Source organism: Pedobacter aquae, from assembly GCF_008195825.1.
Taxonomy (GTDB): domain Bacteria; phylum Bacteroidota; class Bacteroidia; order Sphingobacteriales; family Sphingobacteriaceae; genus Pseudopedobacter; species Pseudopedobacter aquae.
The window spans coordinates 1,052,898-1,078,757 of the sequence record NZ_CP043329.1 but is presented as its reverse complement, the minus strand read 5'-3'; the positions used below and the strand labels follow the sequence as shown (position 1 = coordinate 1,078,757).

The following is a 25,860-nucleotide window of genomic DNA, read 5'->3' as shown; positions in this document are numbered from 1 at the left end:
TCAAAAACTTATCAACTTTACATCATGGTTGGCTTTAAATTCCCGAAATTAGCCAACCATGATTGTTTCTATCACTATTGTAAGATACCCTAAACGCTATATTCCATTAGCTTTTTTCGCTATGGCGATACACCGCTTCCCTCTTTGGATAAACAAAGCATGTACATTCTGGAAACTGGTGGGCTGTGGCAAAAACGGCACCTTCGATATTAACCCAGATTACCAGCAATGGGGTTTATTTGCTGTTTGGGAGCATGAAGATGATTTCAGAAAATTTCAAAACAGCTCTTTCATAGCCAAATGGTGGCAAAAATTCACCACCGAACAATGGACTGTTTTGTGCGAACCTATAGAAGCCCATGGCAAATGGGATGGTAAAGAACCTTTCGGGAAACCTAAAATTAAAGGACATGAAGGTATGGTTGGTGTACTAACTAGGGCAACCATAAGACCATCAAAACTTAAAAATTTCTGGGCCAACGTACCAAAAGTATCTGCTATCATGAACAGCTCACAAGGTTTCATCACCTCGGTAGGTATCGGCGAAGCTCCTTTCATTAGACAGGCTACTTTTTCTGTTTGGAATTCCTTAGAAGACGTAAAAAAATTCGCTTACCGCGATAAAGAACACGCCGATGTGGTAAAGCTTACCCGCAGCGAAGACTGGTACAGCGAAGAGCTTTTTGCCCGCTTCAGAATCATAAGCAGCGAAGGTACGTTGATGGGCAAAAACCCAGTGGCTAGTGATTTTTGATTGATTGATTTTTGATTTTTTAATTTTTCCTTTTGAATTTTTAGGTCATTGCGATGAGGAACGAAGAAGCAATCTGTTTTTAATTATTTATTGATTTTTGATGGATTGAATGATTGATTAAGCGATTTTGAATTTTTAATTTTTCCTTTTGAATTTTTAGGTCATTGCGATGAGGAACGAAGAAGCAATCTGTTTTTAATTATTTATTGATTTTTGATGGATTGAATGATTGATTAAGCGATTTTGAATTTTTAATTTTTCCTTTTGAATTTTTTATTTTTTTTAACCAACCACCCCCATGCGAGTAGTAGCAGAATTACCACATCCGGAATGTAAGATTACCATCTTTTCTATGAACATGAAGTACATCATCAAGTTTGAGCAAGGTACTTTAGAGCAAACCTACAAGCTTTCTGAAATGGATTTAATCAACGGAGTTGATAGCGTTTTTGAACTCTTAGATGAAGACTTTATCAAGCGAGTAAGTGCCAGATTTCAGGACATGAGAGCCGATTTTATGACTACTTGGAAGAAGTATAATTAGCACTTTATACAGAATATATAAAAACCTATAAAATAGATAGTTACATTATAAAAAACCCTTAAACAGAATATAATTTTGTAATTTACAGCGAATAAAGCCCTGAAACATCTATAAACTAAAACAAATACATCAAATAAAATTTATAAAATACTGTATTACAAATTATTAAATATAGTTAAAAAATATAATTCTGTACTACCAAAACGCCAAATAAATGACAAGTAAGTTCGAAATTAATAGCCTTAACACCCAAATACAAGAGCAAGTACAACACATCATTAATCATAAAACAAAGCCTCTTGGTGCCCTCGGAATTTTAGAAGATTTAGCATTAAGAATCTGTCTTATTCAAGAAACGGTATCACCTAAAATTGCATCTCCTACTGTGGTAGTTTTTGCTGGTGATCATGGCATCACCCAAGAAGGTGTTAGTCCGTACCCACAAGAAGTAAGCTGGCAAATGGTCATGAATTTTATAGCTGGTGGTGCAGCCATCAACGTCTTTACCAAACAAAACGGTTGGGATATTTTGGTAGTTGATGCTGGGGTTAACCACGACTTTGACCCAGCTCTACCTTTACAACATTTAAAAGTTGCCAAGGGAACACAGAACTTTTTACATAGCCCCGCCATGACGAAAGCTCAACTAGATGAAGCTTTAGAGAAAGGTGCTAACTTGGTTCAAAAGATTCATGATCAAGGCAGCAATTGTATCGCCTTTGGCGAAATGGGTATTGGCAACACTTCTGCCGCAGCAGCCATCATGCATAAAATTACAGGTATCGCTATGGAAGCCTGCGCTGGCAGAGGAACGGGCTTAAATGATGAAGGACTGGAAAAGAAAATTGCTATTCTCAAACAAGCTATCATCAACAACCCTGCTTATACACCTGAGGAGATTTTACAAACTTTTGGCGGCTTTGAAATCGCTATGATTGTAGGTGCTATGCTTAGCGCTGCACAACAAAAAATGCTGATTGTGGTAGATGGCTTTATTGTGAGTTCTGCGCTGTTAATTGCACATGCACTTTACCCTCAAATTTTAGACTATTGTGTTTTTGCTCATCAATCAGACGAAACTGGACATAAACAAATGCTCCAATTCTTAAAAGCAAAACCTCTTTTAAATTTAAATATGCGCTTAGGCGAAGGTACTGGTGCCGCATTAGCCCTGCCAATTATCCAAGCATCGGTAAACTTTATCAATGAAATGTCTAGCTTTGAAAGTGCTGGGGTGAGAGAGTCGGAGGACCGTTGACTGTAGTCCGAAGTCTGGGGTTGAGAGTCCGAGGACCGATGTCCGCTGTCCGAAGCCTGGGGTTGAGAGTCTGAGGACCGTTGACCGCTGTCCGAAGTCTGGGGTTGAGAGTCTGAGGACCGTTGACCGCTGTCCGAAGTCTGGGGTTGAGAGTCCGAGGACCGATGACCGCTGTCCGAAGTCTGGGGTTGAGAGTCTGAGGACCGATGTCCGCTGTCCGAAGTCTGGGGGTGAGAGTCTGAGGACCGTTGACCGATGTCCGAAGTCTGGGGTTGAGAGTCTGAGGACCGTTGACCGCTGTCCGATGCCTGGGTGGAGAGACCGTGGACCGATGTCTGCTGCCCGAAGCCTGGGGTGGAGAGTCTGAGGACCGAAGACGGATGACCGAAGTCTGGGTGGAGAGTAAAAAGTAGAAAGACTGGGTGGAGAGTAAAAGACGCCTAATTATGTAATGAATAATGAACTAATGACTAATCACCTAACAAACTAACAACCTAACCAACTAACAACCTAACAAACTAATCACCTAACCACCTAAAACAACAATGAAAAAAGAAATCAGGATATTTTTTACGGCGATGATGTTCTTTACCAGAATACCTTGTCCGCCTTCTACAGACCATTCTGAGGAGTATTTAAATCGCTCTAGCAAGTACTTCCCTCTTATTGGTATTATTGTAGGGTCTTTATGTGCTTTGGTGTTCTGGCTGGCTTCTTTTGCCTTTTCTTTAGAATTATCTTTGCTTCTGAGCATGGTAGCTTCTTTACTCATCACAGGTGCTTTTCATGAAGATGGCTTTGCCGATGTTTGCGATGGTTTTGGTGGCGGCTGGACCAAAGAGAAAATCCTCACCATCATGAAAGACTCTAGAGTTGGTACTTATGGTGTTGCAGGTTTGGTATTGATTTTAGCTTTAAAATTTACCGCTTTAAAAGAAATCGGACCAAGCTTTATCATTCCGGTTTTAATTGCTGGACATGCTATTAGTCGTTTAAATAGCGCTATCTTGATTTATACTGATGAATATGCCCGGGAAGATTTATTGAGTAAAGCTAAACCCCTAGCCACTAAAATGAGGAAAGATGATTTCATCATCGCTATCATTTTCGGTATCGCACCTCTCCTGTTTTTTCCTAATTTATGGATTTTATTAAGCATCATCCCTTTACTTTTGGTGAAAGCTTATTTCAGCAGGTATTTTAATAAATGGATTGGCGGCTACACTGGCGATTGCTTAGGTACCGTACAACAAGTTTCTGAAGTGGTATTTTACCTGAGCACCATCCTCATTTTTAAATATTTTGGTTAAACATGAACATTTATTTCATTAGACATACAGAGGTTTACAACCCCAACAAACTTTGTTACGGACAATCAGAAATTCCTTTAGCAGAGAATTTTACTGCACATTTCGATTGGTTACAAGATAGCTTAGAAAGTTCACTTGAAAGCCCTACAGCTTTTTACAGCAGTCCGTTTAGAAGATGTAGCAAACTTGCCGATTACCTATCTAACGACAACTTTATTACCGATGAACGTATTGCTGAACTGCATTTTGGAGATTGGGAAATGCAAGCTTGGGACAAAATTAACCCCAAAGAACTAGAACCTTGGATGGCCGATTTTGTAAACTACAAAATCAACAATGGAGAGAACTTCTTAGAACTTTATGAACGCTCCACCGCTTTTTTTGAAGATATTTTAACAACAGGAAACAAAGATATTGTGGTAGTAACCCATGCCGGCGTGATACGTTCTATTTTAGCTTATGTACTTGATTTTCCTTTAGAGCATGCGTTTAACCTCGAGGTTAGCTATAGCTCGATTACTAAAATTGTTTATCAAAAAGAGTTTAAAAGTACTAAAATAGCTTTTGTGAATAGAACGGAAAGGGTTTAATTGTGAGCTTACATCCTAACAAATTATTCATGTCGCTTGGTATCATAAAAATAAGAAAACTATAAATCTGTTAAGGTTTTTTCTTTTACGATTTGACTATTAACTTTATCTAAATAAGTTAATTGTACAAAACATTGGTAATTTTGGTGATTTCTATGTTCAATAGATAATTTGATATCTCCCTGATCTGAACGCCAAATAGCATAATATTTACAATTACCAATTTTAACAAGGCTCATCTTCGCTCTATCATCATCTATAGCATGAGGTCCAACAAATTTCTCCATAAACTCAGTTGGCTTTCCATATTTTTCAGTTAACATAACTTTTAAACCGCTATAATCTCCATAAAGTGCCGACCATGTTTCTTTAAAAGGAAAAATAACATCTATTTTATGAACTAAATCTTTTTGCCATAAAGTTGAAACTTCCAACATACAATTTTTATAACCTGCAAAATCACCTCTTAAAGTAGCTATTCTAAGGTTTGTTGCTAAATGGTTGAAGCCATTTTCCTCCATTTTAGAAATATACTCAGCCATTGTTCCGTTTATAGGAACATCTTTAAAAGTTAAGTGTTTCTCCTGTGCAAAAGACATCCATCCTATCAACAAGAAAAGTGTGGTTAAAAATTTAGCTTTCATATTCATCAGTATTTTATTTTTTACGCTCAACTCACAAGTAATACACTTTCGGTATTACATTTTCATATCCAATGGTTAAAAATTAATTGTAAATATGATTAAAGCTAAGGAAGCATTTTTTTTTAGAAAGGTAAATTATAATACATAACAAATTCATGGTATTACATTAGTTTCTGATTAGACTTAAACATCAGATTATAAAGACTATACCCTTTTGTAAGAAAACTCTATAAAAACAAATTTCTGTACACTTGTCTTGTGAAAATATCTACCATCCTACAACGGCAAAAGAAACAAAAAATATCCTCTCTGGATTGTTAAACTTATATTTTGAACTCATTTTTATATTTAGTGCTTTTATTAAATAAGCACAAGTCAGGCTATCGCTCTTTATCCTTATTTGCTAAGACTTGCCATTGGAGGTAAAATCTGGCGAAGGTTTTTATAACTACCATACGGTATTAAAGATTTACTAGTGGCAGAAAAGTTTAGGTAGTTCTTATAGCGTTTCTTACTCCAACAAACATAAATTCATTCTAAAAAGCTTTTTTATTTAGAAAAGCAGGGCTATTACTACTATTAAAGGGCTAGTCCGGTGCTTTGCTTTACTCCTCGTCCATTTTCCGCAAAAGCTTCAAATGTCCTGCGGGGTACCGCCCTCGCCCCGGTTTATGTACATAGGTTTGATGCTGGGCCTGAGAAAAGAGATAATATCATTTGATAGTATCATAAATATAATTTTTGGTTAGTAGTCAAAATAATGATGGGTAAACTGTGTAAAATATTAAAGTATCTACGCTATATATGGCGGCACAAGAAGGCTTTGAGTGATTTATCTTAACGCTCATCATTGCGGCATCTTAAGTGTGTATGAGTAATAAAACGATTAACCTAAATCATTCTAACAATTTCCAATAACTTTAATTTATCCTTCAAATAGTAAGCTCTATAAAAAAGAAAGAACTAATCTTGAAATTTTGACATACCTACCTTCAATTTACATTTCAATCTACTTTGAACCCAAGTTATGTAGTCAATAAAATTACTATAATCTTCTAAATGGCTATTTGGCCCTAAAATTATTTTCTTGATCTCTAAATTAGGAACGTAATCAATTAAATCAACTTGTTTACTTGATAAAGGTAAATTTATTAATTCTGATTTCCTGTCATTAATGTGTAATGGAAGTTCAACATATGATACTAACTTTCCATTAAAATTATATTCATGTTTTAAAGTTTTTGAAATGTTAGTATTACAATCAACACAATCATTTGATTCTAATGAATACTCATTAAATGGATTTTTCACAATAACCCTAAACTCATTTTCAACTGACCATATTTCGTTTTTTACACCTGTAGAAAGTAGCGCAAAAAGCTCGGGCTTATTCTCAAAAAGCAGATACTTATCATTAAATTCTTTATGGAATTTTAAATAATCATAAATATTACTTTTATTGTCTCTTTCATAGGCGACTTTTTGTAAATAAACTTTTGACCAATTTGTAATTTTTTCACTTATTTCAAATATAATAGCAACACCTTTGCAATTATCACCATATAAACGCCACAAATTATAATCCTCTTCGTTATCATCTTGTATTAATGAACCAGATAATATAAAGTGCTCTCGTTTATATTTATCAATTTCTTCTTCACTAAAATCAATAGGTGATTTATCCAAAAGATATTTTATCTCGTTTTTATCATTCAAATTAAAACAATTATATAGCCTAATACTTCCTGAGTTTAGAATATTGATTGCATTTCTTAGGCTTGTGTAGTGAGTAAATTTAATTTTACCCTCCGATAAAACTTTCTCATTTAAAAACTTTGCACTTAATTCAATTTTACCAGAAGTTGGTTCTGATTTTTCATCACCACCAAACATAGAAAATATAGAACTAGCTCTTAAACCGGGGATGAATCCTTGTGCTTTAGAAATGTATTCATCAATTTTTTGATTTCTTGTCATTATACCCTCTCCACAATCTTAATTTCTTCTTCTGTTAAATCATATAATTGATAAACCAATTGGTTTATTTGGTTTTCTAATTCTATTATATTGGCTAATGGGTCTTGTTTTTTAATAGCTAAAATTTGATTTACTAAAATCTCAATTTCTTTTTCTTGGGCTTGAGAAGTAATTTTTATAGGCAACAATTCAATTTTGTATTTCTTCCACCTGTTTGTTCCCATCCCTGTTGTTGTCCCAATTAGGTTGAAATACCACTCTGAAACTTTTGAATTTAATATTGCCAGAAGAAATTTCAATTTTTCACCTGTCATAAAAAAAGTAGTTGCTTCCGCAAAATACTTTTCATCGTCAAAAGCAAATTTTGGTTTATCGGAAATCTCACCCCAGACAATTTTGGGTTTTTCAAAATCTCTCCAGTAAGAAATAGAGTCTTGAGTTTCAAACCATTTATTAGATGTTTTCTTTCTACTTCCAATTTCACCACTTTGTTCTAATCTTTTCTTTCCGACTTCTATGAAGTGGTCCTTTATTGAAGGGTAATCTTCTATATTAATTTTTAAACTTGGAAATGTGGAGATTACCCACAAATTTTCATACTCATAAAAATATTTTTTTAAATCCCTTCCACGAATTATTGGTTTAATTATTTCAGCATTTTTTTCATCTGCCTTTATTAATTCGTTCTTTTTGTTTTCATCTATTATGAATGCTTCATTATATCCTGTTTTTATACCGAAGTTTATTCTAACATTAAAATCTTTCAATAGTCTCGCACCATTTTCGATTTTACTTTTCAATGTGCTAAAAGATTGATTTCCGATAAACCATTCAGATGTTGATGGTGGAGTAAATTCAAAGCTGTTCTTATTGAAATATTCATCTAATGAAGCACCTATTGAATAGTCTTTTGATAAATTGACTACTTGAAATGGTTTTGAACTCAATGATTTTTGAAGTGTAAAAATGTTTGATTCAACGGTGGCTTCTTCAAATATTTGAACATCTTCAATATTTATTAATGCAATTGGCTGTAATTTTTGAATAAAATATTTTTTTAGAGGCTCTCCATAAATTGCTCTTAGCCAAGAATTAGAAGTAATGTAAGTTAAAAAGCCAAGCGGCTTTAAAATATTACCACCAAGTTCATAGAATAAGCAAAAGATGTCTGCTCCTTTAGAATAAGTTACATAATTTGCTTTTGAAAAATACTCTGACTGCTCTTTAACTTTAGACAATGAAAAGTAAGGCGGATTCCCAATCACAACATCAAAGCCCACAAAATCGCCATCATCATTTAGCACTTCAGGAAATTCAAACCGCCATTCAAAAGCATTTTCGAAAATCTTATTGGCTTTTATTTCTTCAATTTTTGAACTTATTTCTTCTATTTCTTTTTCAATTTTTTGTTGTTCTGCCTTCCGTTTTTTCTCAATGTTTTTATTTGCCTTTCCATATGGAGTTTCGGGTTCAAAAAGAAATGTTCCTGTAAAACGATGATACAGTTCACTCGCCAGTTTATCTAAACGTTTTTTAAGTGGGCTGTTCATCCGTATTTCAGAAGAAAAATTTTGTTTTATCTCTAATATCAATTTCTCCATTTCCCTTTTCTGCTCTTTATTTTCTGCATTTCGGTAAGTGTCTACTGCTATGCGGTAGCTGTCTATATTCCACTTGCTTTTCTTTAAGGCTTGTTTCAGGTCGGCATCTATGGCAAAACGGCTCACTAAAGAGTTTCCGCATTTAATATTGATATCAATATTGGGCAAGGTTTCTAACTCTGTACTGTTTTTGTAATACGCATTTTTCAACAATTCTATCCATAAACGTAAACGGCATATTTTAACCGAGTTGGTATTAATATCTACCCCAAAAAGACAATTTTCTATAATGCTTTGCTTCTCATGAAAAAGTGTTTCTTGTATGCGTTGACTTTCTTTATTGGTGGGGTGATACTCAAAAAGTTCGCCTTCTTCATCGGTTACAATCAACTCATCATTTACTACTTCTACCAGATATTCTTTAAGGCGTTTACCTTCACGGTCTTGCAGAATTTTTAAATCGTTTTTTACGGCAATCATTTCATTTAATGCCGAAACCAAAAAGTGTCCAGAACCCACTGCTGGGTCGCAAATTTTAATACTGTTTACAATAATATTGGCTTCTTTGCGGTCTTCAATTTTATCATAAAGTTCTTCTAGTGTGTTACAATTCCAGTTTTTGGTTTCATTAAATTTTTGTACAACAGCTTTACGAATTGTTTCTCGGCACATGTACATGGTAATAAAGCCAGGTGTAAAGAAAGAGCCATCTTTATAACCATTTATTTTTTCAAAAATTAAACCTAAAACCGATGCATTAATGAGTGTTTTATTATCTTCTTGTATGTCTTCGCCACCTTCAGCACCAAAATCATAAGCATCTAAAAACTCAAATAAATATTGAAGGGTGGTTAAACTTCCAGTTCTTTTTTTGCCTTGTGGGTCTTTTAAAACTGTAGATGATATAATGGGTATTGTTTTATCATCTTTTAAATTACTAATAAAAATAGTTTGATGTTCTAGCTCGGTTGGCTCAAACAAAGAAGAATTTAAATAAGGTACTTTAGTAAATACTGCTTTAACATCTGCATTTCTGTCTTCATATTTTTAGCCAGTACCTGAAAAAACAAACTATTTAAATCATCATACTCTTTAATAAATTTGTTGCTTAAAAAAGCATAATCCAAATTGCGCTTATGATAGTTAATTAACTGCCCTTCTAATAGCTTAAGAAATAAAATTCTGTTAATCCATGTTATAGATAACTCTAAAGCAACATTAAAAAGTCTTTCTTGGTAAGTGCTGCCATATGTAGAAGAGTTTTCTAAACGGCTTATTTTATCCAAACTGTCTAGCTGAATAATGGCATCTTCTAAAATAGAGCCTGTATTTCTTGCTCCTTCTTTGTTTCTCTCAATAAGCTTTTTACTTCCCTCTTTAGTTTCTGTCAAACCAATGATATGTAACAGCTCACTATAAAATCTTTTATCAAGGCTGTTGCTGTCATTAGTAAAAGGGAGTTTTAGCAAATGCTCTGGTGATAACAATTTAAATAATGCAATTAGTGCATTATCATCTGCTTTATCTGTATTTCTAAGTTGTTTCTGAAAATCTTGAATGTTAAAGTAAGTAAATTCTATTTCGTTAGTAATACTTTCTATGAATGGTTCAGCAATTTGTTTGTAGAAAAAATCTGTTTTGGTATCAGCCAAACGCCCTTCTTCAAAATCCGTAAACTGCTTTACAAAGGTTTTATTTTGAGCAAAAAGTCTATCAAATAAGGTGGCATCAAAAATAAACCATTCGTTTATATTTGAAGCTATTAAATGTTTTACTTCAAGATTTTTGTGTGTTATTCTTTCTCTTAGGTAATATAATACCAATTCCTGAAAAGCTTTAACATTCAGTTTTTTGGTGGTAACCATTTCTGATTTGTTAGTAGGCTTTTTAGCTTCGATGATTACGCCAACCGTAGAGTTTGCATGTTGTCCGTTATGAATAACAAGGTCATTTCTACCTTTTGTGTTTATAAAATGATTTTGCTTATAATATGTGTCTTTAAGAAAATCTGAAACTAAGTTTTTGTGAAACTCTTCGCTCTCAGTATCATTCGTTCTGTCTAACAAAGTAATGAGATTGACCTTAAAACCTTCAATATCAGTCCTATTAGGTTTTACCTTTAAAAAAGCTTTGTTTAGTACCTTTTTGGGTTTCAATTCTTTTGTTATCATTACGTAGTTATGTTTTCTTGAAGTGGTTAAAATAAGTTTTTCTATTAGAAAGATATCTAAGTGTTGAAAATTAAAAAGAAAAAACAAAAAGAGAATTAAAAATTAAAGAAAAAATTCAAAAATCATCCACATCAATCCACCAAGAACTGGTAACCGATAACTGATTCAAATCACTCATTCTCTCATTCAAAAATCAATCAATATAATCAAGATTGCTTCTTCGTTCCTCATCGCAATGACAGAGAAAAATTCAAAAGGAAAAATTAAAAATTAAAAAAACAGGAAAGTCATCACCCAGAACCGACAACTGGTAACCGATAACTGATTCAAATCACTCATTCTCTCATTCTCTCATTCAAAAATCACTCATTCTCTCATTCAAAAATCAATCAATAATACAGTCTAACCAACTAACCAACTACAAACTAACCAACCAAACTACACTCCACCTCTCAACTCTAACACTGCCGTATTTAGCTTTCTTCTGATTTCCTTTTCTTTGGCTCTATCGTGGTAATTGAGCAATACTTGCACTTTAAATTTGGTATAATCCTTCCTGATTTCGAGGGTTTTTACAGAAAAACCATCTTTCATGGTATAATCTTCATAAGGTTTGATGATGTTTTCTAGATGTGCTTCTAAACTTGCTGGGGTTTGGTTTAAGTTAACATCCAATTCAAACTCTACCGTAAGTTTTTTAATATTTTGCTTAGATTGGTTAACAATTAAAGAGGTAAAAATAACCGAATTAGGTATCAGCACCATATCGTTATCTTCATTTTGGATGATGATATTGATTAAGGTAATGTCTAAAATTTTCCCTTCTTGGTCTAACACTTTGATATGATCTCCTAAAGACAAACGGTCTGAAAACATGATGATTAAGCCGTTAATCATGTTGGTTACGTACTCTTTAAATATCAAAGCAATAGCTGCCGCAACAATGGTAATGCTGGTTAGAAACTTGATAGGGTCTATCCCCATAAAAACCATAATAGCTATGATGAGGAAAACTGTATTTAAAACCGAAACAATGCGGTTAATACCCAAAATAAAATTGTCTTTGATATTAGCCTTGAGATTATTCTTACGGATATACCAATAAATGATGATTAAACGCACCACCGAAATAGAGAAACTTGCCCCCGTAACAATCAGTAAAGAGTAAGCTACTTTACCAATAATGGGCACTTTAACATAAATTTCTGGCTGGTTGATATTAAAATATACCAAAGTAGCATAAACAACAAGCTTAATAAAAATAACAAGTAGCTCTGTAGTGGTACTTCTTTCTTTAGCTGTGATATCTTTAATATTCATATAGGCTTTAATCTACATCAAATTTAAAGAAAAAGACAATTAAATTTAATCAGGGCTGCTAACTGCGATGAAATATTTTAGTCAGCACAGCCAATTTAGCCGCTATTTGAGGCTTTAATTCATCGCCCACGAGCTTAAAAGACCAATTTTGTTCTGTAGTACCGGGCAGGTTCATCCTACTTTGTTCATCTAAATTTAAAATATCCTGTAAAGGGATGATGGCCGTTTTGCAAACCGAAGCATAGGCCATGCGGATGATTTCTTCTGCCACATTATGCTGGCTTATTTTCTTGTTGCAATACAAATTCAGGTTAGCTTTGATGTTATTTCCGGCTTCTTTATACCATCCCAACAAGGTATTATTATCATGCGTACCGCTATAAACAAAGAAATTTTCTTGATGATGGTGCGGTGTGTGCAAAGATTGTGGCATATCATCACCAAAAGAAAACTGTAAAACTTTCATCCCAGCGAGTTCAAATTGGTCTCTTAGTAGAAAAACACCTTGGTTTACATCGCCCAAATCTTCAGCTATAAAAGGTTTTTCTGGGAAATGTTTTAAAATAAAATCAAAAAAATCAGCTCCCGGTCCCTCCTTCCAGGTACCATCTTTAGCCGTTTGCGCTCCTGCTGGTACTTCCCAATAATCATAAAAAGCCCTAAAATGGTCTAGTCTCAAAACATCAAACCATTGGATATTCTTTTGCAAGCGCTTTAACCACCAATCGTAATTTTGCTTTTTTAAAACATCCCACCTAAAAACGGGCATCCCCCAAAGCTGACCATCTTCATTAAAATAATCGGGCGGTACACCTGCAATACCTTTAATTTTCCCCTCTTCATCCAAAGCAAAAATATCTTGCTGCGCCCATACATCTGCCGATTGATGGTTGACATAAAAAGGTAAATCGCCAATAATTTCCACATCATTTTGCTTGGCATAGGCTTTTAACTGTCGCCATTGCAAATCAAACAGGTATTGTTGCCATTTAATTTCTATTATAGCTTCTTGGTGTTTTTCAGTTTCTACCATTAAAGCCTTCAATTCTCGCTTTTTTATAGCGCTAGGCCATTGGTACCAAGGCTTTTTATATTGCTGATGTAAAGCCATAAAAAGAGCATAATCATTTAACCAGTAGCTTTCTCGCTGGCAAAATTGCTCAAAAGCAGGTGGTAATTGCTGTTTGGCCTGCTGCCAAGCTTTTTTCAACAGTAACTTTTTATGCTTTTCTACTTGCAGATAATCTACCCGGTTTCCCGGATGTATAGCAGCCTTATCTAAATCCTTTTGTTGCAGATAGCCCTCTTCTACCAGCGGTTCTAAGGCTATAAACAAATTATTACCGGCCATACTGCTCCAACTGCTATAAGGCGAGAAAGACTCTGAAGCTGCCAAAGGTGTTAGTGGTAATATTTGCCAATAGTGCTGTTGGGCCTGTTTTAAAAAATCTATAAACTGGTAGGCTTGCTCGCCTAAATCGCCCATACCATAGGCAGAAGGTAAAGAACTGATATGTAAAAGCACCCCAGCAGAACGTTTATTTTGCTTTTTACTTTCTAAAATGGCAAAAGGTAAATAGCCTAAAATATCCTTAACATAAACAGCTTCAGTGATTTCTTCTGTTATTAAATTTCTCCAGGGCTTGTTTTGGGTGTCAAGCAATTGCGTATCGCCCCAATCTATATCTTCTAGTTTACACTGATATTTTTCGCACAACAATGCCGGATGCAATACTGCAACAACCAAAACTTCCTGCTCATTAAACACCCTTTTAAAAGCAATTAAATGCTCTTTAAACGCTCCTTCAATACTTACAGCTTGGTAGTTAGCATGGGCATAAAATTCTTTTTTTCGCTTGCGCTGATGAATGAGAAATTGCGTTAGCCATAATTTGATTTTAGCATCATTTGGATGATTTAATAAATCTTTGATTTGATGAGGCTTAAGCTCTTGTATCTCATCCAGATATTGATTTCTAAGCTTGTAATCTATCTGTTTTCGGTTATCTGGGTCTACAAAAGTAAAATCCCAAAGCTCAGTACCTTGGTAAACATCTGGCACACCGGGACAAGTAAATTTTAATAACAATTGCACCAAAGCATTATAAACCCCATAAGGGGCTATTTTCTGATGAAACTCTTGAAAACTTACCATAAACAGATGCTCTGGATTTAATAGCGCAGCTACAAATTGCTTCACACTGTTTTCATAGCTTTCGTTGGGTTTATTCCAGTCTGATTGTATTTTGCCTTCTCTTAAAGCTTTTACCAAATAGGCCTCAAAGCGTGGCAAGAAATCGTCTGAAATACTACCTTGCATAGGGAAATTACCCACCAAATTTTGGTAAATGAAATACTCATCATTTGGCTGTATTTTAAACCTCAACACCAAATTCTGATTCATTTTGCGCCATTGCCTAACTTTTTCTATCCATAAATTGGGTAAATGGGTTAAAACGTTTAGCCTTGCCCGGGCATCTTCGCCCCTTTTGGTATCATGGGTAGAAGTGGTATTTAAAGTTAAAGGCATCAGCGCTTGTCGCTTTTGCATCCACTCATGAAAATAAGCGGTAGAAATGCCAAAACTTTCGGGATGGTCGCCCACTTCATTATGTCCAATAAACCTAAAATTGGTATACATTAAGGTATCTTCTACACCTTTGGCCATTAATGGGCCACTAAACTGCATTAAACGCTTATAAAACAAACTTGCTGTGCTTCTTATTTGCTTGTCTTCCTGCTCTTGCCACCTATTTAAAATAACACACTCTAAAGTATTAAAACCTAAAAGGTATTCAGGTTTATCGGCTTTAAGCCTGATGAAAATGCTTTGTAAACGCTTAAACTCTTCTTCTGCTAATGGAAAACTATCCCCATAAAACCTATACACAGGCATATAAACCAAAAACCAAGCAATGGCTTGTTTGATGTCTTCGGCACTAGCATCTGTTACTAATTTTAAAGTATGGAAGTATTTGCAAAGGTTATACAACTCGCCCTGCATATTTTGGAATAAGAAATTAGCTTTCTTCTCCTGTACCTGTTCTTCAAAACTTTTTTCTTGAGGGATGATTTCTTGATATAAAGCATTAAATGTTTCCCCTGAAGGGCTGTAAGTCAGTATGTTATTCACCAAACCTAAAAAATCATAACCGCTAGTTCCTGCTATCTCCCATTCTGGCGGTAATTCTTCACCTTTTTCAAGGATTTTTTCTGCGACAATATATTTATCACCAACAAGCTTTTTAAGCTGTTGCAGGTATTTTGTAGGGTTGTATAAACCATCAATATGGTCTAAACGTAAAGCTTGAATAAGATCTTGATCTAAAAGGTTCTTGATAAACTGGTGATAATACTTAAAAACTACCTCATCCTGAATGTTTAAACAAAGCAAGCCATTGACGGTAAAAAAACGCCTGTAATTGATACGCTGACTGGTATCTTGCCAATAACAAAACTCGTAATATTGCTTATTGATGATGGCTTTTAATAAGGTTTGCGATTGGTTAATATCTTGAAGTGTTTGATTTAATAAAACATGTATCTTCTTATCTTTTAATTTTTTATGACTTTCTTGAATAAAACTTTCCCAAGCTTTGGCAAAGGCTTCTTTATTGTTAATGTCCTCTAAATCTTCTAGCTGTTGCAGCAGCTTATCTAGCTTTACATATTTAATTAAGCTTTTATAAGAAGCTAAATTGAGCGGGTAACAAGCATCAAAATACTGAAAATAAAACCTACCCATTTTATAAATCAATTGCAGCTCCTGTTTCTTGATGACCTCTTGCAAGGGTCTACCTAAAAAAGGCACCATCAGTTTTCCGTTAAGGAAATTAGAGCTAAAAGGAGTATCAAAAAAGCTTCTAAACCTAGATTTATTACCTTTCTCTAAAACGTCTATCAACCATTCGTTATCCGGATGAAAAGCCATGTGATTGGATACAATATCTTGCAACCACATCATCTGGTTCTTTTTTAAAAAACTCTGGATAGCTTTTAATTCTGATAATGAGCCTATTTCTGGATTTATCTGATGTGGATTTACCACATCATAACCATGTACACTTTCTTTAACAGCTTTAAAAATGGGTGAAGCATAAAGGGTATCAACCCCTATCTTTTTAAAATAGCTTAACACTTCTTTAAGCTGTTGAAAGGTAAATTGATGGTTGAACTGTAGACGATAAGTTTGAGCAGGATATTTCATAGGTAGCGTTGCGTTTTTCATAAGTTAGATTGATAGATTTTGATAGCTGTAGGGCTAATTTCATCCTCTCCAACAGGATGACCAGCCCATTTTTCATCGGCAGAATCAAAAATCAATCCATAAGCTTGAATTTCTGAATTTTGAATGCTTTGCTGCTTAGCTGAAAAATTGAGGATACATAAAACCTTTACATCTTCACTACTTCTGCTGAGGTAAAGCATTTGCCGAGTTTCATCAGCGTAAGCTTTTAAACCCTTTCTTTGGGTGCTTTTAAATACCGGATGCGTTTTGCGAAGCTGTATGAGGGCTTTATAGTAGGCCAACATGGTTTTATATTGCGGTAAATTAAGCTCGTCCCAGCGGAGTTTAGAAGCTTCAAAAGTAGAGATAGCTTGCGGGTCTGGAACTTCTTCTTCGCTTACAAATGCCGCAAATTCTTTCTTTCTACCTTCTTGTACGGCTTTTATCAACTCTTCATCTGTATGGCTGATAAAGTATTGAAATGGAGAACTTGCCGACCATTCCTCGCCCATAAACAGCATGGGGATATAAGGCGAAATAAAAACTGCGGCAGCCATCAATTTCTGCATCTCGAAACTAAAAAGCTGGCTACTACGCTCTCCAAGCATCCGGTTACCCACTTGATCGTGGTTTTGAGAGAAAACCACAAAGCGCTCTCCTGCCAAACCAGCTGCACTACTACCAAATTTCTTTTTACGATGTGGCGAGTATAAGCCATCAAAAACAAAAGCATCTTGATAGGCTTTAGCTAAAGAAGAAATTCCGCTAAAATCTTCATAATAGCCATTTTTCTCCCCCCCGGCACTAACCCTTAATGCATGATGAAACTCATCTATCCATTGAGCGTCCATTGCAAAACCATTTTGGCTCAAAGGCTCTAAATACCTTCTATCGTTTAAATCGCACTCGGCAATTAAGAAATGTGTTTTTTGATGTTCCTGATTAAAAGCATCTACATGCTCTTTAATTTCTGCCAAAATATGCTTAGCGCTAAAATCTTTAATGGCATGTACGGCATCTAAACGTAAGCCATCAATATGAAAATCTCTTAGCCATAACAATACGTTTTCGATATAAAGAGTACGTACAGCATCGCAATCGGCATCATCAAAATTGATGGCTTTACCCCAAGGAGTTTGGTATTTATCAGTAAAAAACGGCCCAAAATCGTTTAAATAATTCCCTTCAGGGCCTAAGTGATTGTAAACTACATCTAAAATAACAGCTATACCTTTTTCATGACAAGCATTCACCAGCTCTTGCAAACCTGTATAAGCACCATAACTATTTTGTACCGCAAAAGGAAAAACGCCATCGTAACCCCAATTTCTATTGCCAGGGAATTGAGCCACAGGCATTAATTCAATAGCATTGATACCTAATTCAAGCAAATCATCTAGTTTTTGGATGATGGCTTCAAATGTTCCTTCGGGTGTGAAAGTTCCAACATGCAGCTCATAAATGATAAAATCTTGCATGGCGGGGATTTGCCAATGCTCATCTGTCCATTCAAAAGCATGTAAATTGGCTACTTTAGAGGCTTGATGAATATCAGGCTGCTGCAAAGCTGTAGGGTCTGGCAAAGTTTTATCATCAAGCAGCATAAAATATTCATCCCCTGGCTGTAGTAAATCTGTTGTTTTTTGCCAATAACCAAAATCGGCCTTTTCTAAATGAATAATGGTTTCATCCTTAGGCTTTAAAACTGCTACTTTGTTTGCATTGGGGCACCATAAATTTATCTTTGTAGTACCGTGGCAATAGTTTACGCCTATTTTTCTGCAAGCTTTTGTCATACTTATATGGCTTTAAGTAAAACTACCGACCGACCCTTTACCGGGATTTCGTCTTCTGATTGCAATACGGTTTCTTCATCAAACGTAGCCTCTGAGGTATCTAAAACCTTCAACCATTTTTTGCTGTATTTATCTGGTGGCAAATGGTAAATGATGGTATCATGATGGGCGTTAAACATCACATAAAAATCATCATCTATAATTTTTTCGCCTTGCTCACTTAAAGACCTGATACCTTTTCCGTTTAAATAAACAGCCAAAGAACGGGCAAAATCATGCTGCCAATGCTCATCATCCATTTCTATACCTTCGGGTAAAAACCAAGCAATGTCTTCTAAACCTATTCCTTTTACAGGCATCCCTTGAAACCATTTCCTTCTGCAAAAAGTAGGGTGTTCTTTCCTTAACCTGATAAGCGATGCAGTAAACTGCTGAAGCTCATGATCCATATTATCCCAATTGAGCCAAGAAATCTCATTATCTTGACAATAGGCATTGTTATTCCCTTGTTGGGTTCTTCCAAACTCGTCTCCGGCAACTATCATGGGTACGCCTTGCGAAAGAAATAGCGTAGTTAAGAAATTTCTTTTTTGCTGATTTCTTAAGGAGATGATAGCTTCATCATCCGTATCGCCTTCTGCACCACCATTCCAAGAACGGTTATGACTTTCGCCATCCTGATTGTTTTCTCCGTTAGCTTCATTATGCTTCTCGTTATAAGAAACCAAATCATGCAAAGTAAAACCGTCATGAGCGGTTATGAAATTGATACTGGCTGTAGGCTTGCGGTAATCATCCTGATAAAGGTCTGAGCTTCCAGTAAATCTATCCGCAAACTCTCCTAGCATACTATCGGCACCAATCCAATAATCTCTAATACAATCGCGGTATTTGCCATTCCACTCGGCCCAACCCGGCGGAAATTTCCCCACCTGATAACCACCTTCACCAACATCCCAAGGCTCTGCTATCAATTTAGCTTGCGAAATAATAGGGGCTTGGTGAATGATATCAAAAAAGGAACTTAATTTCTGTACCTCGTGGAGTTCTCTGGCCAACGTAGAAGCTAAATCAAACCTAAAGCCATCAACATGCATTTCGGTAATCCAATAGCGTAAACTATCCATAATGAGCCTTAAAACATTAGGTAAGCGGGCATTTAAGGTATTACCAGTTCCGGTATAATCCATGTAAAACCTCGGATTTTCTGTTAACCTATAATAGCTACAATTATCAATACCTTTAAAAGATAAGGTAGGCCCTAAATGGTTTCCTTCTGCTGTATGGTTATAAACCACATCTAAAATCACTTCTATACCGGCCTTATGTAAGGCCTTAACCATTTCTTTAAACTCGCGTACCTGCTGGCCCAATACTCCTGATGATGAATACCTTACATCTGGCGCAAAAAAGCCTATGGTACTGTAACCCCAATAATTATTTAAACCTTGGTCATGCAAATTCTTATCGCTCACGAAATGGTGAACAGGCATTAATTCTACGGCTGTAATACCTAAATCTGTTAAATAAGCAATGGTAGCTTCGTGAGCTAAAGCTTTGTAAGTACCTCTTATTTCTTCCGATATATCCGGATGCTGCATGGTAAAACCTTTCACATGGGTTTCGTAAATGATAGATTTATGCATAGAAGTATTAGGTGATTTATCATCCTCCCAATCAAATGCAGGGTCTATTACCACAGCTTTAGGGATATAAGGTGCGCTATCTTCTTCGCTAAAAGAGAAATCTTCATCCTCATGCCCTACCTGATAGGCAAATAAAGCATTATGCCATTGAATAGTACCTGCTATAGCTTTCGCATAAGGGTCTATCAATAATTTATGTGGGTTAAAACGATGACCATTAGCCGGCTCATAAGGGCCATAAACCCTAAAACCGTAAAGTTGCCCCGGCTCAATATCCGGCACATAGCAATGCCATATTTGATGAGTTCTTTCTTTTATCCTGATTTTTACCGATTCTGTTTCGTCTTTTGTAGTGTTAAATAGACATAAATCAACGCCAGTGGCATTATCGGCGTAAAGGGTAAAATTTACGCCTTTGCCATCCCAGGTAGCGCCTAAAGGGTATGGCTTACCCGGATATACTTTTATATTCATAGATGATTTTTGTTAATGATAGATAAATATTTAAATCATCATCAATAACACTAAAAATTGTACCTATTTTTTGGTATATCTTTTAATTATATAAAATATGAGTAATAAAATTCTAATTTCGGGCTAGTGAAAGATTACCTTCTTTTTATAGATACAGAAACATCAGGTTTACCTAAAAAATGGGATAAGCCTTATCAGGATACTGATAATTGGCCTACTTGTATCCAACTGGCATGGATTATCTACCATAAAAGTGGCGAAGAAGTGAAACGAGAAAACTTCTACATGAAGTTGCAAGACCTCAAAATAGAAGATTCTGCTTTTAAAATACATGGCATAACCCCTACTTTTTTAGAAGAAAATGGCATTAAACGTAAACAGGTGCTACAAAAATTTGCTTATGATGTTAAAAAGTACAATCCTTTATTGATAGCTCATTTTATGGAGCTTGATTTTCATATTGTAGGTGTTGATGCTTACCGGGCTAAACTTAAAAACCCAATAGAAAATAGTCCTTTGTTTTGTACCATGTTGGCCAGTTCAAAATATGTTCATAATCCAACGGTTAACTTTTTAAGACTTGGCGAATTGTATCATTTTTTATTTGATGAGAAAATGGAACAGCAGCACCATGCTTTAAAAGACGCTGAAGCTACCGCAGCCTGCTTTTTTGAGATGCTTAAACGTGGCGATATTACAGCAGAACAAATGGAAACACAACAGTTTAATTTTAAAATGAAACAGCCCAAAGCTAAAAGTAAATCTATTTGGCCATTTAGTATGTTTTAAGCTTAATCATAAAACGATGATTGAAAAAAGATTAACCATTTTAAAAAATACCACCCCTTTTAATTTACTACCTGATGATGTTTTGCTAAGCATAGCAGATAGCTTACAGGAAATAAGATATAATAAGGAAACGCTTGCATACAGGCAAGAGATTACCAAAATGAAAGGTGTGGATATCATTGCTGAAGGTGAATATGAAACCTTCTTTTATGATGGGCAAAACAATAAACGTTCGGTAGAAATACACCATACGGGCTATTGCTTTGGCGGTATATCGGTATTGCTGAACAGAAAAAAGGCTTTAAAATCTGTTATTGTAAAGAAAGGCACTTTGGTTTATTTCTTACCGAGGAAAGATTTTAGAGCTTTATGTAGTGCTTATGAAGACTTTTTTCAATACTTCACCACCGATTTTGGCAACCGGATGCAGGATGAAGAATTTGCACATTTCTTTAAAAAACCACCTTCCTTTGAAGAAAGCTATATCGCATCAGAACAATTATATTCTAGAAAAATTGAGGCTGTTGCCTACCGGGATTTAATCAGTTGCAAACCAGATTACCCTATTTGTGATGCTGCAAAACTCATGGCAGACAAAAAAGTAAGCTGCTTATTTATAAAAGATGATGCACAAAAAATTATAGGCTTTGTTACCGATATTACTTTAAGAGACCGTGTTATAGCCCAATGTATAGATGCTAAACAGGCTATCCACACCATTATGGATAACCCAATTGTAACCATTGCTACCGATGCTTATGTATACGAGGCCATCTTATTGATGTTTAGAACCAAAGCCCGCTACTTGGTGGTAGAGAAAAACGGCGAATACTTAGGTTTTTTAAGCAGAAACCGCTTATTAAGCGAGCAAGCACAATCTCCTTTAGTGTTTATACAATCTGTTAAACTGGCTTTAAATGCTCAAGAATTAAAGCAAAAATGGGAGAAAGTTCCGCTCATTATCACACAACTGCTGGGCAGAGGGGTTCATGCGGAAATTGTCAATCAAGTGATTACCACCATTGCCGATACCATTGCCCAGAAAGTAATTGAAGAAGTGATTAGCGAACTAGGCAAACCACCAGCGAAATTTGTTTACATGGTTTTGGGTAGTGAAGGTAGAAAAGAACAAACCCTTAAAACCGACCAAGATAACGCCATCATTTATGAAGATAAGGCTAATGAGCAGCGAGAATTGGTACGCTCTTATTTCTTAGAATTTGCCAAACGTGTTTCTGATAAATTAAATGATATAGGTTTTGTGTATTGCGAGGGCGGTTATATGGCTAGCAACCCTAAATGGACACATTCTTTATCGCACTGGAAACGCAATTATAAGAGTTGGATGGAGGAATCTTTACCAGAAAGTGCCATTAAATTCTCTACTTTTTTGATTGCCGATACCTTTATGGCGATGAACAAATTATGAACGAGTTGCAAGACTTTTTAGATGAAGAATTAAAAAACCCGATGGAAAAATTCTTTGTCTTTATTGCTAAAAATGCACTTCAGTATAATCCTCCTTTAACTTTCTTTAATAATATCAGGACACAAACTTTAGGGAAATCAGAGGTTTTTGATATAAAAAACGCCATGACACCTGTAGTAGATTTGGTACGTGTTTATGCTTTGCAAAACAGAATTTTCAAGCTTAATACCGGAGAAAGATTAAAAGCCTTACAAGAAAAAGGTGTTTTTTCCGAAACTCAGTTTCATGAGTTGATGCAGTCTTATTATTATTTGATGAGTTTAAGGCTAAAAAATCAAGCTTCGCAAGTAATTCACGAGAAAATAAAACCTAATAATTATATAGAGCTTAAAAACCTTACTCGTATTGAGCAGGTTACTTTAAAAGAAATTTTCAAGACGATAGAAAACTTTCAAGCAGGTATAAAAATGAGGTTTACGAATAATCTTTTGGGTTAAGTGGTTTTGGATTTTTTTGAAAAGTGATTTTCAAATCAGGCATTCATCTTCAAGCCGGCGATAGAGGCAAATAATTACTATTTAAAGATATTATGACGGGCTGTTGCGCACAAGTCTCTCCGGCCTCATAGGCGGCCAACCCTGTTTACTTTTTTCTTGATAAAAATTAAACAAAAAACGAGGAACGAATTCATGAATACCAAAGAAAAACCATAAACAAAAAATGAATAAATCCTGCCTACCGGCAGGCAGGCAAGGCTGATGAATATTTGTCGTTTCGTCTAAATAAATCTTAATCCACAATCCTGAGTGGTGTGAAGGATTGTGCTTTCTGAATGTTTCTACATCACCCGTCGGATTGTTTCCCAATACTGCTTAATGAAAGTTTATACAAAAGATTTATTTGTCTTCACTTCCAAATCTTCATAGGCCGTCCTTCGTTCTTAGGAAAAGTTTTATTTAATATTATTGGAAGTCCCTAAATATCGCTTTTTAGACATCTTTTTACTTTGTACTCTGTACTTTATACTTTCTACTCTGTACTTTTTACTTCTAGATAGGAGCAAACTTTGATAAAAAACAGGCTAAACCGAAGTGCATGAGCAACAATTAGTTTATTCGTTAATAGTTGATTAGGATGTTAGGCCGAAATATCCAATATTTAGGCATCTTTTTACTTTATACTTTTGACTTTTTACTTAAATAAAGCCTATAGCGCATGCGGTTTTGCGTTCGAGTTTACACTAATGTTCATAAACCGCTTGCTAGCAAAAATAAGCGCTCATTATTTTGAGTGTGGGAGAGCCTTGTGCGGCAAAAGCTCCAGCGGGATTGCTCAAGGATTTTGATTACTTTTTTCCTCTAAAAAGTAATGGGCCCCGCCGGCTCTTGAGGCGGATAAATGATATCACTAGAGATTACTAAACTAAGTGAAGCTTTTGGAAATGGCGTTTTCGCTCAAGTCTCTCCGGCCTCATAGGCGGCCAGCCCTAGGCACTTTTTTCTTGAAAAAAAAGTGCCCAAAAATTCAAGGCTGATGAATATTTGTCGTTTCGTCTAAATAAATCTTAATCCACAATCCTGAGTGGTGTGAATGGTTTTTCTTTGTGAAAGTTTATACATCACCCGTCGGATTGTTTTCTGATAGTGTTTTATTAATGATTCTGCAAAAGATTTATTTGACTTCGCTTCCAAATCTTCATAGGCCGTCCTTCGTTCTTAGGAAAAGTTTTATTTAATATTATTGGAAGTCCCTAAATATCGCTTTTTAGACATCTTTTTACTTTGTACTCTGTACTTTATACTTTCTACTCTGTACTTTCTACTTTATACTCTGTACTTTCTACCCTATCTACATAAAACAACAAAGCCCGATGAAATTCATCAGGCTTTGTTACTCTATATCTTAAAGAAATTATCTTGAAGCAATATCAACGAAAGTTCTATCTTTTTCGCCAATGTAAATCTGACGAGGTCTTCCTATAGGCTCTTTGTTTTCTCTCATTTCTTTCCATTGAGCAATCCATCCCGGTAAACGGCCTAAAGCAAATAATACGGTAAACATTTCTGTAGGGAAACCTAAAGCTCTGTAAATGATACCAGAATAGAAATCTACGTTTGGATATAATTTACGATCTACAAAATAAGGATCATTTAAAGCTACTTCCTCTAATTTCTTAGCTATATCTAATACAGGATCATTGATACCTAATTTAGCTAAGATATCGTCACAAGCTTTTTTAATGATTTTCGCTCTCGGATCGAAGTTTTTATAAACACGGTGACCAAAGCCCATTAAACGGAAAGAGTCGTTTTTGTCTTTAGCTTTGTTAACCCACTTATCTACATCGCCACCATCGTTTTTAATTTTCTCTAACATTTCTATTACCGCTTGGTTAGCACCACCATGTAATGGGCCCCAAAGTGCAGAAACACCTGCAGAAATAGATGCATATAAGTTACAATCTGATGAACCTACAATTCTTACTGTAGAAGTAGAACAGTTTTGCTCGTGGTCTGCGTGTAGAATTAATAATTTGTTCATCGCATCAATAACCACAGGATCTATGGTGATTTCCTCTGTACGCTGACCAAAAGTCATGTAAAGGAAATTACTAACATAATCATATTTGTTTTGAGGATATAATACCGGATGTCCTAAAGATTTTTTGTAAATCCAAGAAACAATGGTTGGCATTTTAGCTAACAATTTGATAATGGTTAACTCAAACTCCTCTTTGGTTTGGTGAGGGTCTAAAGACTCAGGGTAGAAAGAAGATAAAGAACAAACTAGTGAAGACAACTGCCCCATTGGATGAGATTTTGACGGGAAACCATCAAAAAACTTCTTCATATCCTCATGCACCAATGTATGTCTGCTAATTTTACGCTGGAAATCCTCGATCTCTGTTTTAGTTGGTAAGTTACCGTATATTAAAAGGTAAGCAACTTCTAAAAAAGTAGATTTCTCTGCAAGTTCTTCTATTCCGTAGCCTCTATATTTTAAGATACCTTTTTCACCATCTAAAAAGGTGATAGCACTTTTGGTGGCTCCGGTATTTTTAAAACCGCTATCTAGGGTTACATAACCTGTCTGATCTCTAAGTTTTGAAATATCAATTGCTTTCTCGTTTTCGGTTCCTTCTAAAACTGGTAACTGAATAGACTTACCATCTAATTTAAGTTCTGCTGTTTCTGACATAAAATTGGTGTTACGCAACAAATTTAATTAAATCAATTAATTAAAAAATTATAATTGTATTAATATTCTATTAGAAATATCTTCTTTTTGTAATTTTTAAATAGGTATTTCTTACAATGCCTCAAGTATAA

Annotated in this window: 17 protein-coding genes and 1 pseudogene; 8 read left to right on the top strand and 10 right to left on the bottom strand. The window is 35.3% G+C overall.

All coding sequences use genetic code 11. The features are described 5' to 3' along the window. Positions 1 to 58: 58 nt before the first annotated feature. The 5 genes from FYC62_RS04740 to cobC all read left to right on the top strand — a co-directional run bounded on the left by FYC62_RS04740 (position 59) and on the right by cobC (position 4,456). A complete protein-coding gene (locus tag FYC62_RS04740; RefSeq protein WP_149074116.1) occupies positions 59 to 754 on the top strand; it encodes a DUF3291 domain-containing protein in 696 nt (231 codons plus the stop codon). 298 nt (positions 755 to 1,052) lie between these two features. Further along, a complete protein-coding gene (locus FYC62_RS04735; protein ID WP_039451621.1) occupies positions 1,053 to 1,298 on the top strand; it encodes a hypothetical protein in 246 nt (81 codons plus the stop codon). A gap of 214 nt (positions 1,299 to 1,512) precedes the next feature. Further along, positions 1,513 to 2,556 carry a nicotinate-nucleotide--dimethylbenzimidazole phosphoribosyltransferase gene (cobT, locus tag FYC62_RS04730; RefSeq protein ID WP_149074115.1) on the top strand — a complete coding sequence of 348 codons (1,044 nt, stop codon included), beginning with the start codon at positions 1,513 to 1,515 and terminating at the stop codon, positions 2,554 to 2,556. A 545-nt stretch (positions 2,557 to 3,101) separates the two neighbouring features. After that, entirely contained in the window at positions 3,102 to 3,866 is a 765-nt protein-coding gene (locus FYC62_RS04725; RefSeq protein WP_149074114.1) for an adenosylcobinamide-GDP ribazoletransferase, read from the top strand. A gap of 2 nt (positions 3,867 to 3,868) precedes the next feature. Next, positions 3,869 to 4,456 (top strand): alpha-ribazole phosphatase, encoded by a 588-nt coding sequence (cobC, locus tag FYC62_RS04720; protein WP_149074113.1) that lies wholly within the window; start codon positions 3,869 to 3,871, stop codon positions 4,454 to 4,456. A 59-nt stretch (positions 4,457 to 4,515) separates the two neighbouring features. Here cobC and FYC62_RS04715 read toward each other — a convergent pair whose 3' ends face one another. The 8 genes and pseudogenes from FYC62_RS04715 to glgX all read right to left on the bottom strand — a co-directional run bounded on the left by FYC62_RS04715 (position 4,516) and on the right by glgX (position 20,313). Continuing rightward, complete coding sequence (locus tag FYC62_RS04715) at positions 4,516 to 5,106, bottom strand: hypothetical protein (protein WP_205943789.1); 591 nt, start codon at positions 5,104 to 5,106, stop codon at positions 4,516 to 4,518. 957 nt (positions 5,107 to 6,063) lie between these two features. Then, complete coding sequence (locus FYC62_RS04710) at positions 6,064 to 7,077, bottom strand: DUF2971 domain-containing protein (protein ID WP_149074111.1); 1,014 nt, start codon at positions 7,075 to 7,077, stop codon at positions 6,064 to 6,066. Continuing rightward, the gene (locus FYC62_RS18240; protein ID WP_449406389.1) at positions 7,077 to 7,844 is read right to left on the bottom strand and encodes a TaqI-like C-terminal specificity domain-containing protein; all 768 of its coding nucleotides are present in this window, start codon (positions 7,842 to 7,844) and stop codon (positions 7,077 to 7,079) included. The genes FYC62_RS04710 and FYC62_RS18240 overlap by 1 nt, the downstream gene beginning before the upstream one ends. A 285-nt stretch (positions 7,845 to 8,129) precedes the next feature. Next, positions 8,130 to 10,835 (bottom strand): annotated as a pseudogene (locus FYC62_RS18235) (DUF7149 domain-containing protein); the annotation flags it as partial. Between the two features lie 452 nt (positions 10,836 to 11,287). After that, positions 11,288 to 12,169, bottom strand: a complete 882-nt coding sequence (locus tag FYC62_RS04700; protein WP_149074110.1) for a mechanosensitive ion channel family protein — start codon at positions 12,167 to 12,169, stop codon at positions 11,288 to 11,290. Between the two features lie 58 nt (positions 12,170 to 12,227). After that, positions 12,228 to 16,397 (bottom strand): malto-oligosyltrehalose synthase, encoded by a 4,170-nt coding sequence (gene treY / locus FYC62_RS04695; RefSeq protein WP_149074109.1) that lies wholly within the window; start codon positions 16,395 to 16,397, stop codon positions 12,228 to 12,230. Continuing rightward, positions 16,394 to 18,193, bottom strand: a complete 1,800-nt coding sequence (gene treZ, locus FYC62_RS04690) for a malto-oligosyltrehalose trehalohydrolase (protein ID WP_205943785.1) — start codon at positions 18,191 to 18,193, stop codon at positions 16,394 to 16,396. Before treZ ends, treY begins: the two co-directional genes overlap by 4 nt. A gap of 2 nt (positions 18,194 to 18,195) precedes the next feature. Continuing rightward, positions 18,196 to 20,313, bottom strand: a complete 2,118-nt coding sequence (gene glgX / locus FYC62_RS04685; RefSeq protein ID WP_149074107.1) for a glycogen debranching protein GlgX — start codon at positions 20,311 to 20,313, stop codon at positions 18,196 to 18,198. 126 nt (positions 20,314 to 20,439) lie between these two features. Between glgX and FYC62_RS04680 the strand changes: the two genes are divergently transcribed. From FYC62_RS04680 to FYC62_RS17425, 3 genes are read left to right on the top strand one after another with little or no spacing between them, the layout of a single operon-like run. Further along, a complete protein-coding gene (locus tag FYC62_RS04680) occupies positions 20,440 to 21,102 on the top strand; it encodes a 3'-5' exonuclease (protein WP_149074106.1) in 663 nt (220 codons plus the stop codon). A gap of 16 nt (positions 21,103 to 21,118) precedes the next feature. Continuing rightward, on the top strand, positions 21,119 to 22,531 hold the full coding sequence (locus tag FYC62_RS04675; RefSeq protein WP_240534817.1) for a DUF294 nucleotidyltransferase-like domain-containing protein: 1,413 nt from the start codon (positions 21,119 to 21,121) through the stop codon (positions 22,529 to 22,531). After that, a complete protein-coding gene (locus tag FYC62_RS17425; protein ID WP_240534816.1) occupies positions 22,528 to 23,028 on the top strand; it encodes a putative nucleotidyltransferase substrate binding domain-containing protein in 501 nt (166 codons plus the stop codon). Before FYC62_RS04675 ends, FYC62_RS17425 begins: the two co-directional genes overlap by 4 nt. A gap of 90 nt (positions 23,029 to 23,118) precedes the next feature. Here FYC62_RS17425 and FYC62_RS17040 read toward each other — a convergent pair whose 3' ends face one another. Both FYC62_RS17040 and FYC62_RS04670 read right to left on the bottom strand, forming a co-directional pair. Then, the gene (locus FYC62_RS17040; RefSeq protein ID WP_168199383.1) at positions 23,119 to 23,397 is read right to left on the bottom strand and encodes a hypothetical protein; all 279 of its coding nucleotides are present in this window, start codon (positions 23,395 to 23,397) and stop codon (positions 23,119 to 23,121) included. A gap of 1,045 nt (positions 23,398 to 24,442) precedes the next feature. Next, positions 24,443 to 25,729 carry a citrate synthase gene (locus FYC62_RS04670; protein ID WP_039451634.1) on the bottom strand — a complete coding sequence of 429 codons (1,287 nt, stop codon included), beginning with the start codon at positions 25,727 to 25,729 and terminating at the stop codon, positions 24,443 to 24,445. Positions 25,730 to 25,860: the final 131 nt, after the last annotated feature.